7 protein-coding genes are annotated in these 13,514 nt (G+C 33.9%); 4 read left to right on the top strand and 3 right to left on the bottom strand.

Annotated features, from left to right (window positions below):
- Positions 1 to 23: 23 nt before the first annotated feature.
- Together ACNQF8_RS08990 and sucC are read right to left on the bottom strand one after the other, a co-directional pair.
- Positions 24 to 1,592 (bottom strand): protein adenylyltransferase SelO, encoded by a 1,569-nt coding sequence (locus tag ACNQF8_RS08990; RefSeq protein ID WP_417952387.1) that lies wholly within the window; start codon positions 1,590 to 1,592, stop codon positions 24 to 26.
- Between the two features lie 159 nt (positions 1,593 to 1,751).
- A complete protein-coding gene (gene sucC / locus ACNQF8_RS08985; RefSeq protein WP_099716000.1) occupies positions 1,752 to 2,945 on the bottom strand; it encodes an ADP-forming succinate--CoA ligase subunit beta in 1,194 nt (397 codons plus the stop codon).
- A gap of 407 nt (positions 2,946 to 3,352) precedes the next feature.
- On the opposite strand from sucC, the gene gltB reads away from it, so the two are divergent.
- The 3 genes from gltB to lysA all read left to right on the top strand — a co-directional run bounded on the left by gltB (position 3,353) and on the right by lysA (position 10,720).
- Complete coding sequence (gene gltB / locus ACNQF8_RS08980; RefSeq protein ID WP_417953380.1) at positions 3,353 to 7,870, top strand: glutamate synthase large subunit; 4,518 nt, start codon at positions 3,353 to 3,355, stop codon at positions 7,868 to 7,870.
- Between the two features lie 2 nt (positions 7,871 to 7,872).
- Complete coding sequence (locus tag ACNQF8_RS08975; RefSeq protein WP_417953381.1) at positions 7,873 to 9,327, top strand: glutamate synthase subunit beta; 1,455 nt, start codon at positions 7,873 to 7,875, stop codon at positions 9,325 to 9,327.
- 172 nt (positions 9,328 to 9,499) lie between these two features.
- Positions 9,500 to 10,720 (top strand): diaminopimelate decarboxylase, encoded by a 1,221-nt coding sequence (lysA, locus tag ACNQF8_RS08970; RefSeq protein WP_417953382.1) that lies wholly within the window; start codon positions 9,500 to 9,502, stop codon positions 10,718 to 10,720.
- A gap of 57 nt (positions 10,721 to 10,777) precedes the next feature.
- On the opposite strand, the gene pafA is transcribed toward lysA, so the two are convergent.
- Positions 10,778 to 12,394 (bottom strand): alkaline phosphatase PafA, encoded by a 1,617-nt coding sequence (gene pafA / locus ACNQF8_RS08965; protein ID WP_417953383.1) that lies wholly within the window; start codon positions 12,392 to 12,394, stop codon positions 10,778 to 10,780.
- Between the two features lie 206 nt (positions 12,395 to 12,600).
- Between pafA and ACNQF8_RS08960 the strand changes: the two genes are divergently transcribed.
- A complete protein-coding gene (locus ACNQF8_RS08960; RefSeq protein ID WP_417983492.1) occupies positions 12,601 to 13,371 on the top strand; it encodes a hypothetical protein in 771 nt (256 codons plus the stop codon).
- Positions 13,372 to 13,514: the final 143 nt, after the last annotated feature.

The raw sequence follows: 13,514 nt of genomic DNA, 5'->3' as shown, positions 1-13,514 counted from the left end.
TTTTTTAATGGTTAAACCCAACTTTAAGAGCTACAGCTTAACATAGAACATCCAACTTTATCTCTGGCCCAATCGGGTCTTTTGGCAAACCATTTTTGAAAATTTGGTTGCTCGTCATACGGATTTTTAAGCATCTCAAATAGTTCGTTTAGCAACGAATAATCTCCTTTGTCCGCATCGTCAATACACAATTGTGCCATGTAATTTCGCAATACGTATTTTGGATTAACTAAATTCATTTGCCCTTTTCTTTCTGTATCTGAGAGTGTTTCTTCATTGATTCGAATGCAATACTTCTCCAACCAATTGTGCCAATCTTTCAAAATAGTTTCATCTAAATCCTTTTCATTATAAAAAGCATCTTTTATGATACTGAAAGCGTTTATTGCAGCATCAGTTTTGGTTACATTACCCAAATTTCTGAAGAAAATCGTCATATCTGTTTCTACTCGTTCCAGTAATTGAGTCAAGCTCTGAATTAAAACTGCGTCTTCTTCTTTTTTGATTTGGAAACCAAGTTTATTTTGCATCATATTTAAATACTCCTTTTCGTAATCCGTACTAAAAGCATCTAAAATAGTTTCCAGCGGTTTAGCCTCTTGAATCAAAGGATACAAAGCATTGGCTAATTGATATAAATTCCAAAGCGCAATTTCAGGTTGATTGCCAAAACGGTATCTTTTATGTTGGTTATCGGTTGTATTTGGCGTCCAGCCGGAATTATAATCTTCCAGCCAACCATAAGGTCCGTAATCAATAGTGATACCGTGAATGGACATATTATCGGTATTCATAACGCCATGAACAAAACCAACACGTTGCCAATGCACAATCATTTTGAGAGTAGTTTGAGTAACTTCTTGAAAAAAGGCCAGATATTTTTCGGCACCTTCTTTTTTAATATGAGTAAAATGATGTTTGATCGTAAAATCCGTTAATAATTTGAGATTAACATGATCTTCTCGGGAAGCAAACATTTCGAAGCTTCCAAAACGGATAAAGGAAGGAGCCACTCTACAAACAATAGCACCTTTTTCGTACGCAGGATTTCCATTATAAAAAACATCACGCAACACTTGATCGCCAGAAAGCATTAGTGAAAGCGAACGTGTCGTAGGAACTCCCAAATAATGCATCGCTTCGGCACATAAATGCTCTCGAATGGAAGAACGCAATACGGCAAAACCATCTGCAGTTCTAGAATATGGTGTTGGCCCTGCTCCTTTTAGCTGTAAAGTGTATGTCTTATTTTCATGAACTACTTCAGTAAGATTGATGGCGCGACCATCTCCTAATTGCCCCGCCCAATTCCCAAATTGATGACCAGCATAACACAGGGCAAAAGGTTTTGTCTCCGGATAAACGGCATTCCCTGAAAAAGTATTTAAAAAATCAGTTGAAAGTATATCTTCTTCAGAAAGACCAATAGCATTAGCTACTTCAATTGAAGCATGAATTAGTGATGGATTAGATGGCTTTTTGGGCAAAACAAACGAATATGCCGATTGCTGAACCTGTCTTGGAACATTGATTTGATTGGGATCAGCAGGCAATTCGGTAGTGAAATTATTTTGTATCTGGAGTTTCATAATAACTAAAAAAGTTAAAAACAAAGATAATTGTTGTGAGTCAGAAAACTTTGCAATTTCAATTATTATTGTGATTTGTTCAATGACAAAATTTATTTTTTCCAAAAAAAAATCCTGTTTGCCACAGCAAACAGGATTTTCAATATATAACAATTTTTCTAATTAAGAAAGTGCTGCTTTTACTTGATCTGCTGCCTCTTGGAATTCAACAGCTGATAAAATTGGCATTCCTGAATTATCAATTAATTCTTTTGCAATAGCTGCATTTGTACCTTGTAAACGAACAATGATTGGTACTTTAATTGCATCACCCATATTTTTATAAGCGTCAACAACTCCTTGCGCCACACGGTCACAACGAACGATTCCACCAAAAATATTAATCAAAATTGCTTTTACGTTTTGATCTTTTAAGATAATACGGAAAGCCGTTTCAACACGTTTTGCATCAGCAGTTCCACCTACGTCAAGGAAGTTAGCAGGCTCAAAACCAGCATACTTGATTAAATCCATGGTTGCCATCGCTAAACCAGCTCCATTCACCATACATCCTACAGTACCGTCAAGATCTACATAGTTTAAACCTACTTCTTTTGCTTCAACTTCGATTGGATTTTCCTCACGAACGTCACGCATGTCAGCATATTTCTTTTGTCTGTACAAAGCATTATCATCGATATTTACTTTAGCATCTACAGCCATAATTTTATTGTCAGATGTTTTTAAAACCGGGTTGATTTCAAACATCGAAGCATCAGATCCAATATAAGCATTGTATAAAGAATCGATGAATTTCACCATTTCTTTGAAAGCATTTCCAGAAAGACCTAAGTTAAAAGCAATTCTTCTTGCTTGAAAACCTTGTAATCCAACAGAAGGATCAACTTCTTCAGTAAAAATTAAATGTGGAGTGTGTTCTGCAACTTCTTCAATATCCATTCCACCTTCAGTAGAATACATAATCATGTTACGACCTGTAGCTCTATTCAATAAAACAGAAACATAAAACTCAGAAGTTTCACTTTCACCAGGATAATAAACATCTTCAGCAATTAAAACTTTGTGTACTTTTTTACCTTCGGCAGAAGTTTGAGGTGTAATCAATTGCATTCCGATGATTTGCTCTGAAATCTCTTCTACTTGTTGTAAATTTTTGGCAAGTTTAACTCCACCACCTTTTCCACGTCCACCTGCATGAACCTGGGCTTTTACAACATACCAACTTGTACCAGTTTCGGTAGTTAATTGTTTTGCAGCTGCAACCGCTTCTACTGGGCTATTAGCAACAATTCCGCGTTGAATGCGAACTCCGTAGCTAGCTAAAATCTCTTTTCCTTGATATTCGTGTATGTTCATAATATAGAATTTGTCTGGATTCTGAATTTATTTCAGAATAAAAGTGGCACAAAAATAGCAAAATTAAACTTAACTGTTATTTTTTTTTTAATTTAAATGGTGTCTAAATTTAGATATTTTAAACCCGCCAATAACTGGGATGAAAATATTAAAAATATAAAAATTAATTACTAATTTGTTATAAATATTCAACAAAAACCATCAGTAAAATATTTCTCTCAAAATTCACGGCTTTTCGGCTCAAATTTCATTTTGTTTTTGTCGAAAAATCAAATCAGATGTACTTAAATCTTATTATTGTGATTTATTTAACCTTTTTCTATTAGAACTGTAAAAACAAGGCGTTTTTAACTTTTAAGCCCATTATATGTTACTAAATCTTTAATTTTGTAAAAAAAATATTAAGCATGAAAGTTAAAGAACAAGGCCTTTATTTGCCCGAATTTGAACACGACAATTGCGGAGCAGGATTCATTTGTAATTTGAATGGAATTAAATCAAATGATATTATACACAAAGCACTGGATATACTAATCAAATTAGAACACCGTGGTGCTGTGAGTTCAGATGGCAGAACTGGAGATGGAGCTGGAATATTATTTGATATCCCTCATGATTTTTTTAAAAAAGTATGTGATTTTGAAATTCCAGAAGCTAGACAATATGCTGTAGGGATGGTTTTTATGCCAAAAAGCCCTAACCAAGTAGCTTTTTGTAAAACAACTTTTGAAGCATCAGTACGCGATCAAAATTTAGAAATTCTAGGATGGAGAGATGTTCCTGTAGATGTTCCTAATTTGGGGCAAATCGCTGCTGAAAAGGAACCTACCGTAAAACAAGTATTTGTTGGTAAAAATGGATTAGACCTTACAGAACAGCAATTTAACGCCAAAATGTTTGCGGCAAGAAAAATTGCAGAACACACTATCAGAAATTCACGAATTTCAGAAAGTCACAGGTTCTATTTTTCGAGTTTCTCCACTACAACTATTATATACAAAGGTTTGTTGATGCCAGAAGACATTAGCAGATACTATACTGATTTGTTAGACGATGACTTGGTAACCCGATTAGCTTTGGTTCACCAACGTTTTTCTACCAATACATTTCCATCTTGGGAATTAGCACAACCTTTCCGTTATATGTGTCACAACGGTGAAATCAATACACTTCGTGGTAATATTAGCCGTATGCGTGCTCGTGAAGAATTGATGAAAAGTGATGTTTTTGGTGATGATATCAAAAAATTATTCCCAATTATTTTAGAAGGAAAATCAGATTCTGCTTCAATGGATATGGTAATTGAACTGTTATTGATGACAGGTCGTTCTTTACCAGAAGCAATGATGATGGTTGTTCCTGAAGCTTGGGAAAAACACCAAACGATGTCAGCCGATAAAAAAGCCTTTTACGAATACAATGCTTGTATTATGGAACCTTGGGATGGACCAGCTTCTATTCCTTTTACAGATGGTAACGTTATTGGCGCTTTATTGGATAGAAATGGTTTACGTCCATCTCGTTATACATTGACTAAAAGTGGCTTCGTAATTATGTCATCAGAGATTGGTGTTCTTGACATCAAACCAGAAGATGTGATTCAACACGGTCGCTTAGAACCAGGAAAAATGTTTTTGGTTGACATGAACGAAGGACGTATCATTGAAGATGATGAGATCAAAAATGCGATTGTCACCAAACGTCCTTACAAACAATGGTTGGATGAAAATTTAGTACAATTGGCTCAAATACCATATACTGACAATCCAATCCCTACAGAAAATATTGATTTCGAAACGAGACAACGTTTGTTTGGATACACGATAGAGGATTTAAAAACAATCATTAACCCAATGGGAGCTGAAGGTGCAGAAGCATTAAGTTCTATGGGTAACGATACGCCGCTTGCCGTTTTATCAGATCAGCCACAGCTTTTATACAACTATTTCAAGCAATTATTTGCTCAGGTTACTAATCCACCATTGGATGGTATTCGTGAGGAAATCATTACTGATATCAGTTTAGCGATTGGTGGTGATTTTAATATTTTTGATATTGAGCCTAAGCATTGCAAAAAACTAAAAATTCAAAATCCAGTAATTTCAAACGAGGATTTAGATAAAATAAGAAATATTGATCATGCTGATTTCAAATCAGTCACTATTTCTACATTATACGATATCAAAAAAGGAGTTAATGGATTAGAACGTGCATTAGAAAAAGCAGTTCAAGCGACTTTCAAAGCAGTTTCAGAAGGTTGTAACATAGTGATTCTTTCGGACAGAGGAGTAAGTGAAAAAATGGCTCCAATACCAATGTTATTGGCCTGTTCTTACATTCATCATTCACTTAATATTCTAAAAGTTCGTTCTAAATTTGGAATTATAATAGAATCCGCAGAACCTCGAGAACCACATCATTTTGCCCTATTATTTGGTTACGGAGCCAGTGCAATTAACCCTTACATGGTGAATGAAATAATTCATAACCAAGTTAACCAAGGTTTTATCACTGGTATAAAAGCTGATTATGCAATTAAAAATTATAATAAAGCTATCGCAAAAGGTATTCTGAAAATCATGAATAAAATTGGTATCTCTACTTTACATTCGTACAGAGCGGCACAGATTTTTGAAATTTTAGGATTAAATAAAACATTCACTTCTAAATATTTTCCATACACTCCTTCCAGAATTGAAGGAATTGGTCTGATGGAAGTCGAAAAAGAGATCAAGAAAAGATACCAGAAAGCATTTCCAAATTCAAAAGTCAGCAATTTATTGCCTTTAGAAATTGGGGGTATTTACAGATGGAGAAGATCGGGAGAAAAACACATGTTTAATCCAACGACGATTTCTAAATTACAACAAGCAGTACGTCTAAACAGCCCTGAGAGTTATAAAGAATACTCTAAAATGGTCAATGATCAAAGTGAGAACTTGATGACTATTAGAGGATTATTTGAATTCAATAACTTAGATCCTATTTCAATTGACGAAGTAGAACCTTGGACAGAGATTGTAATAAAATTCAAAACTGGTGCCATGTCTTATGGATCTATCAGCCAAGAAGCTCATGAAAATCTAGCGATTGCCATGAATAGAATTGGAGGAAAAAGTAATTCCGGAGAAGGTGGAGAAGATTCAAAACGTTTCCAAAAAGACTTAAATGGAGATTCTAGAAATAGTGCTATCAAGCAAGTTGCTTCAGGAAGATTTGGGGTTTCTATAAACTATTTGACAAACGCCAAAGAGATACAAATAAAAATGGCTCAAGGTGCAAAACCTGGAGAAGGTGGTCAATTACCCGGTGAAAAAGTAGTGCCTTGGATTGCTGCAGTGAGAAACTCAACGCCTTATGTTGGATTAATTTCCCCTCCGCCACACCACGATATTTATTCTATTGAAGATTTATCACAGTTAATTTTTGATTTAAAAAATGCCAATCGTGAAGCTCGAATTAATGTAAAATTAGTTTCTGAAGTAGGTGTTGGAACAATCGCTGCCGGTGTTGCTAAAGCAAAAGCTGATGTGATTTTGATTTCAGGATACGATGGAGGAACTGGAGCTGCACCGTTAACTTCACTACAACATACCGGTATTCCTTGGGAACTTGGATTAGCTGAAGCGCAACAAACCTTAATCTTAAATGATTTAAGAAGTCGCGTAGTTTTAGAATGTGACGGACAATTGAAAACCGGACGTGACGTAGCCATTGCTGCTTTACTTGGTGCTGAAGAATTCGGTTTTGCAACAGCGCCGTTAGTAGCATCTGGTTGTATTATGATGAGAGCGTGTCACTTGAATACGTGTCCAGTAGGTATTGCAACGCAAGATCCTGAATTGAGAAAAAATTTCAAAGGAACGCCGGAACACATCATCAACTTCATGTATTTTATTGCTGAGGAGTTAAGAGAAATCATGGCACAACTTGGATTTAGAACATTAAAAGAAATGGTGGGACAATCTCAAAAATTGAATGTCAATAAAGCCATCAAGCATTATAAAGCAAGTGGATTAGATTTGTCTACCATTTTATATAAACCAGAAAAAGCTAAAGAAGTTCCAAACCATAATACAACTACACAAGACCATGCTTTAGAACATGTACTTGATTTTGAAATTATAAAAGCGGCTATTCCTTCTATTTATAGAAAAGAAAAAACAAGAGTTACTTTTGACATCAAAAATACAGACCGTTCCGTTGGAGCTATATTGAGTAATGAAATTTCAAAAATATATGGTGCTCAAGGTTTACCCGAAGATACTATATTAGTCGATTTTACAGGTTCTGCAGGACAAAGTTTTGGTGCTTTTGCAACAAATGGCCTATCCTTTAAAATTCATGGAAACTGTAATGATTATTTAGGAAAAGGACTTTCCGGAGGTAAATTAATTATAAAAGTCCCTCCTACTGCCACTTTCAAACCAGAAGAAAATATCATTATTGGTAACGTTGCTCTTTATGGAGCAATCACTGGTGAAGCGTATATAAATGGTATGGCCGGAGAACGTTTTTGTGTGAGAAATTCTGGAGCAACAGCAGTTGTAGAAGGAATTGGAGATCATGGATGCGAATATATGACTGGAGGTACCGTCGTAGTTTTAGGTAAAACAGGAAGGAATTTCGCTGCTGGTATGAGCGGTGGTATTGCTTATGTTTTTGATCCAAATAAAAAATTCGACGCTACATTATGTAATATGGAAATGGTAGCTTTTGAAGCATTGGAAGATGATGATTTTTCTAAACTGAGACGTTTGATAAAAAATCATTCCATGTATACCAATAGTCCTTTGGCAAAAAGGATTTTAGAAGATTGGGAAAACCAACGCAACCATTTTATCAAAGTAATGCCTACTGATTACAAAAAAGCATTGCAGAGATTAGCAGAAGAAAAAAAAATTGAAGAACTAATAGCACTATAGTCATGGGAAAGATAGGAGGATTTAAAGAATATACTAGAACCGACGAAAGTAATGTTGCTGTTCCAGATAGAGTATCGAATTATAATGAATTTACAATTCCGCTAACCAAAGATAAAATCAAAGAACAAGGATCCAGATGTATGGATTGTGGGATTCCATTTTGCCACAGCGCATGCCCATTAGGAAATTTGATTCCAGATTTTAATGATATGGTACATCAGGAAGAATGGGAAAGTGCCTTGAAAATATTACAATCAACCAATAACTTTCCAGAATTTACAGGCCGTTTATGCCCAGCTCCTTGTGAGAAATCATGTGTATTAGGAATTATTAGCGAGCCAGTAGCAATCGAAAATATTGAAAAAAATATTATAGAAAGAGGTTTTGCTGAAGGTTGGATCAAACCACAACCACCAGAAGTTAGAACAGGAAAAACAGTGGCTGTAATAGGTTCTGGTCCTGCTGGTTTAGCGGCTGCACAACAATTAAATCGCGCTGGACATACCGTTACTGTTTTTGAAAGAGACAATGCCATTGGTGGATTATTACGCTACGGAATTCCAAATTTCAAATTAGAAAAAGGGATTATCGACAGACGTGTTGCTGTTTTAAAAGCTGAAGGAATTACTTTTAAAACGGATGTAAATGTTGGCGTAAACTATAGTGTTGAAGAATTGAACGCTTTTGATTCTATCGTATTATGTGGTGGCGCAACCGAAAGAAGAAGTTTACCTACTAAAGGAATAGAGAGTAAAGGAGTTGTTCAGGCAATGACTTTCTTGACACAACAAACGAAATCTTTATATGGTGAGGTTGTTCCTGACCAAATAATGGCCACTGGTAAAGATGTGATCGTTATTGGTGGTGGAGATACTGGTTCTGATTGTGTGGGAACTTCAAACAGACATGGAGCCAAATCGGTTACTAATTTTGAAATTTTACCAAAACCTCCAGTTGGAAGAAGTGAAACTACGCCTTGGCCATTTTGGCCATTGCAATTAAAAACTTCCTCTTCACATGAAGAAGGTTGTAATAGAAACTGGTTAATCAACACCAAAGAATTCATTTCTAATGAAAGCGGCCAACTTGTAGGTTTAAAAACTGTTGAAGTGGCTTGGAAAATGACACCTGGACAAAGACCTGAATTGATAGAAAAAGAAGGTTCAGAAAAAATATGGCCTTGTGATTTAGCTTTATTGGCACTTGGATTTACAGGTCCGGAGAAAACACTAAGTGATCAATTAGGATTAGAAATTGATATGAGAAGTAATTATAAAGCAACCAATTATCAAACAAATGTTCCTCATATATTTACTGCGGGCGACATGCGAAGAGGACAATCATTAATTGTTTGGGCAATATCTGAAGGTCGTGAAGCTGCCCGAGAAGTCGATAAATACTTAATGGGTTATACCAATTTACCAACCAAAGGAAATGGGGATTTACCCAATTTGTAGTTCTAGATAACATTTTATAACCCTTGATAGAAAAAATTTGTCAAGGGTTATTTTTTTTCTAAAATCCCAAACAAATGTTTAATTTATAACTTTTTGTTAGAATTTGTTAGAAATCGTTTATTAGCTTGTGGGACTAAATAAAGAGTAATAAATTTGCTCAAAATTAATAATCATGCAATCGAAAGACTTAGTACAATTAGCAGAACAATTTGGCAGTCCATTATACGTTTATGATGCCGAAAAAATACAATCTCAATACAATAGATTAACTAAAGCTTTTTCAAAGGTAGAAAAGTTGCGTATCAATTATGCAATGAAGGCTTTGTCGAATGTGGCTATACTTCAGTTATTGAAAGAAATGGGCTCAGGATTAGATACTGTTTCCATTCAAGAAGTATTATTGGGGCTTCATGCTGGTTATGACCCAGAAAAAATATTTTATACTCCAAATGGTGTTTCTCTTGAAGAAATTGAAGAAGTTGCTACCATGGGAGTTCAAATAAATATTGACAACTTATCGATATTAGAGCAATTTGGTACAAAATACCCAAATGTTCCTGTATGTATCCGAATAAATCCGCACGTAATGGCTGGTGGAAATGCTAATATATCTGTTGGTCATATCGATAGTAAATTTGGAATTTCGGTACACCAATTACCTCATTTAGTTCGTATTGTCGAAAATACAAAAATGAACATTGTAGGTATCCATATGCACACAGGTTCTGATATTTTAGATATTGAAGTATTTTTATATGCAGCAGAAATACTATTTGATGTAGCTAAAAATTTCAAGAATTTAGAATTCTTAGATTTCGGAAGTGGATTTAAAGTACCTTATAAAAAAGACGATATTGAAACTGACATTGAAGAATTAGGTAAAAAATTATCTAAGAGATTCAATGCCTTTTGTACCGAATATGGAAAAGAATTAACATTGATATTTGAACCAGGGAAATTTTTAGTAAGTGAAGCAGGTTTCTTTTTAGCTAAAGTAAATGTCGTTAAACAAACTACTTCAACAGTTTTCGCAGGAATAGACAGTGGTTTTAATCATTTGATTAGACCAATGTTTTATGGTTCACAACATCATATCGAAAATATATCTCATCCAAAAGGGAAAGAGCGCTTTTACTCCGTTGTAGGATATATTTGTGAGACAGATACTTTTGCAAATAACAGAAAAATTGCAGAAATAAAAGAAGGCGATATTTTATCTTTTAGAAATGCAGGAGCTTATTGTTTCTCTATGGCTTCAAACTACAACTCCAGATACAAGCCAGCTGAAGTATTATGGATGAACGGTGAAGGGCATTTAATCAGAGCACATGAAACCTTTGAAGATATACTTAAAAATCAAATTCCGTTACCAATTGCAGTAACATCAGCATAAAATAAAAAAATCCCATTCGCTAATGCAAATGGGATTTTTTAATAAAAATTAACACTATTATTTCTTTTCAAGTAGCGTGTCTAAAACTTCAGATTCAGTTCCATTAGGAAATGGAATCTTCAACATTTGTGAAAGTGTAGGTGCAATTTGAGTTATGTACTTTTTAGTATGCAATTCTCCTTTTGGAACTTGCCATCCATAAAAAAGTAAAGGTACATGTGTATCATAACTATTAGGTGAACCATGTGTAGTTCCTGTAGCTTGATATTGCATATAACCAGTTTTATCAAGTATAACAATATCGCCATTTTGTTTAGGATCATAACCCTTAGAAATAAAACTCAAAAAATAATCATCTCCTGACGAAGCTAAAATTTCTTCTTCAGTATACACTCTTTTAACTTGTTCTTGCGTCATCAAAAAATCTTTGAAACTTTGTTTCACTTTCGTCAATTCTAAACCTTTTTGCTTAATAATTTCTCTATTAAAAAAAAGATTGAAGTTAGAATAATCCAATATTAAATCTGAACCAAAGGTTTCATTTGAATGTTTTTTTAATGCATCTACAATGTCTTTTGAAGGAATGTTTTTTACACTGTATTTGTTATCTTTTAAATAATTAGGATTCTCAGCTCCAGCATGATCAGCAGTCAAAAAAAGTAAATAATTATCCTTTCCAACAGTTTTATCTAAATAGTTTAAAAACTGAGCTATCGTTTGATCTAAACGCAAATAAGTATCCTGTAACTCCATAGAACGTGGACCAAAAGTGTGCCCAACATAATCAGTAGAAGAAAAACTAACAGTTAGAAAGTCTGTGATTTCATCTTTCCCTAAATCTTCTTTTTCAATAGCTTTCATAGCTAATTCAGCCAAAATATCATTCCCAAAAGGTGTAGTTCTCAAAACATCTGCTCCTTTTTCTTTATACATTTTACTTAAATCATAAGGAAAAACTGGTGCGTTAGCTTTATCTAATTTACCTTCATAAGGATTATCGTCAGGAAGACTTTCATTATAAGTGGCTATTGGTTTCAATAAATCCCAACCTTTATTAATATAATTCATATATCGTTTTTCTTGGTTGAATTGCGTTACCCAATTCGGTAATGTTGAACCATAAAAAGTACTTGAGATAAAAGCTCCAGTTTTGCTGTACCAAAATGCCCAATTAGCAAAATGACCCGCAGGCAAAATTGCTCCACGATCTTTGATACTCATCCCAATTACTTTACCTTTAAAATTTGTTGCCATACGAAGCTCATCAGTAATGGTAGTACTTAACAAATTTTTTGGAGACATCGCTCCCTCTTTTTCTGTACCGTCTCCTACTGTTTTAACAGATGCATCATCAGTACAATACATATCTTTTCCGATGGCCTTATTGAACCAATCATTACCAACAATACCATGTGTTGATGGTGTAGTACCAGTATAAATACTCGCATGACCCGGCGCAGTATAAGTGGGCACATAATTGTAGTGCATGTTATGAAATGTATACCCATTATTCATTAATTTTTTAAAACCATTCGCAGAAAAATCATCTGAAAAACGATACAGATACTCCATTTTCATTTGGTCTACCACTATACCCACCACTAATTTGGGGCGTTGCTGAGCTTGTGAGTTTAAAGACATAATAAATGCCAAAAACAAAATATTTTTTTTCATATTATATTTTTATATTTAAAACAAAAATACAACATAAAGTTTAATCAAACTCTGAACAAATACTTCATGATACTTAATTAATCTATTCTCAACCCTATTAAAAGTCAACCACAAAAGTTAATTAAAATTTACAAGCATCTATTTTACTTTCTATTGCACATGAAAGACTAACTTTGAATGGGTTTCTAAATAAAATAATTATGGAAATGTATGACAACACAAATACTGCTCAAAAATCATTCGATGAAAATTATTTATCAGAAGAATTAATACAGGCACAATGGGCAGAATTAATAGAACTTAAGAAAGTAATTGCAGAAATATACTTAAAAAAAGGAGTTCCTATAGCCATCTTAGACATAGGAATTGGTAATGCTCGAATAGTAAAACATTTAAGTGCAATTCCCGAAATGTGGAATATGATTAAATTCTATGACGGTACTGATAATGCAGAAACATGTGTTAATTTATCACGTAAAACAGCTAAAGAATTAAATATTGAAGATAAAGTAACCATTTATTTTTTAGATGCTGTAAAATTAAATCAATTACAAAAACAGTATGATTTAATTATTACAACTTGGTTTACTGCTGGCAATTTCTATCCTGAAAACTTCCCTTTTGAAAATTATAATTTATTGTCAGAAAAAATCAATTTATCAAAAAATGAAAAATTTGAAACCATTTTTAACTTTGCCTATGAAAGGCTGATTACTAATGGCGAAATTTTAATTGGAGCATGCTATATTGACAATGAGAATACTCGAGAAAAACAAGAACTCTCGTATAAGAAAATGGGAATGACTATAATAACTGATGCTAAAGATAGCTTTACAGCTACTAAAGAAAGATTTTGGTCACAAAGATTTACAAAAGAAAAAATATATCAATATTTTAAATTTGTGAAGCCTGAAAAAATATCATTTACCCTACTCGATCCTTATGATTATGCCATGCAAGTACGAATAAAAAAGTAAAAAAATTAATAGGCACTAAATAATCTACAACAAACCATATTAAACGCAAAAAATCCTCATCAAACATGAAGAGGATTTAATAGAATCTAAACCGAGTTCAGATTAAAGAAATGCGGCCCATCTATGCATTAGCCAAACACTGG

The sequence above is a fragment of the Flavobacterium labens genome, assembly GCF_048286755.1.
In the GTDB taxonomy this organism is placed as follows: Bacteria; Bacteroidota; Bacteroidia; order Flavobacteriales; family Flavobacteriaceae; genus Flavobacterium.
This window is presented reverse-complemented; position numbering and strand designations above follow the sequence as displayed.

What these genes read in the sequence shown, in the direction of transcription:
- sucC (WP_099716000.1), bottom strand. Translation starts at nt 2,945, where the DNA reads ATGAACATACACGAATATCAAGGAAAAGAGATTTTAGCTAGCTACGGA.
- gltB (WP_417953380.1), top strand. Translation starts at nt 3,353, where the DNA reads ATGAAAGTTAAAGAACAAGGCCTTTATTTGCCCGAATTTGAACACGAC.
- ACNQF8_RS08975 (WP_417953381.1), top strand. Translation starts at nt 7,873, where the DNA reads ATGGGAAAGATAGGAGGATTTAAAGAATATACTAGAACCGACGAAAGT.
- lysA (WP_417953382.1), top strand. Translation starts at nt 9,500, where the DNA reads ATGCAATCGAAAGACTTAGTACAATTAGCAGAACAATTTGGCAGTCCA.
- pafA (WP_417953383.1), bottom strand. Translation starts at nt 12,394, where the DNA reads ATGAAAAAAAATATTTTGTTTTTGGCATTTATTATGTCTTTAAACTCA.
- ACNQF8_RS08960 (WP_417983492.1), top strand. Translation starts at nt 12,601, where the DNA reads ATGTATGACAACACAAATACTGCTCAAAAATCATTCGATGAAAATTAT.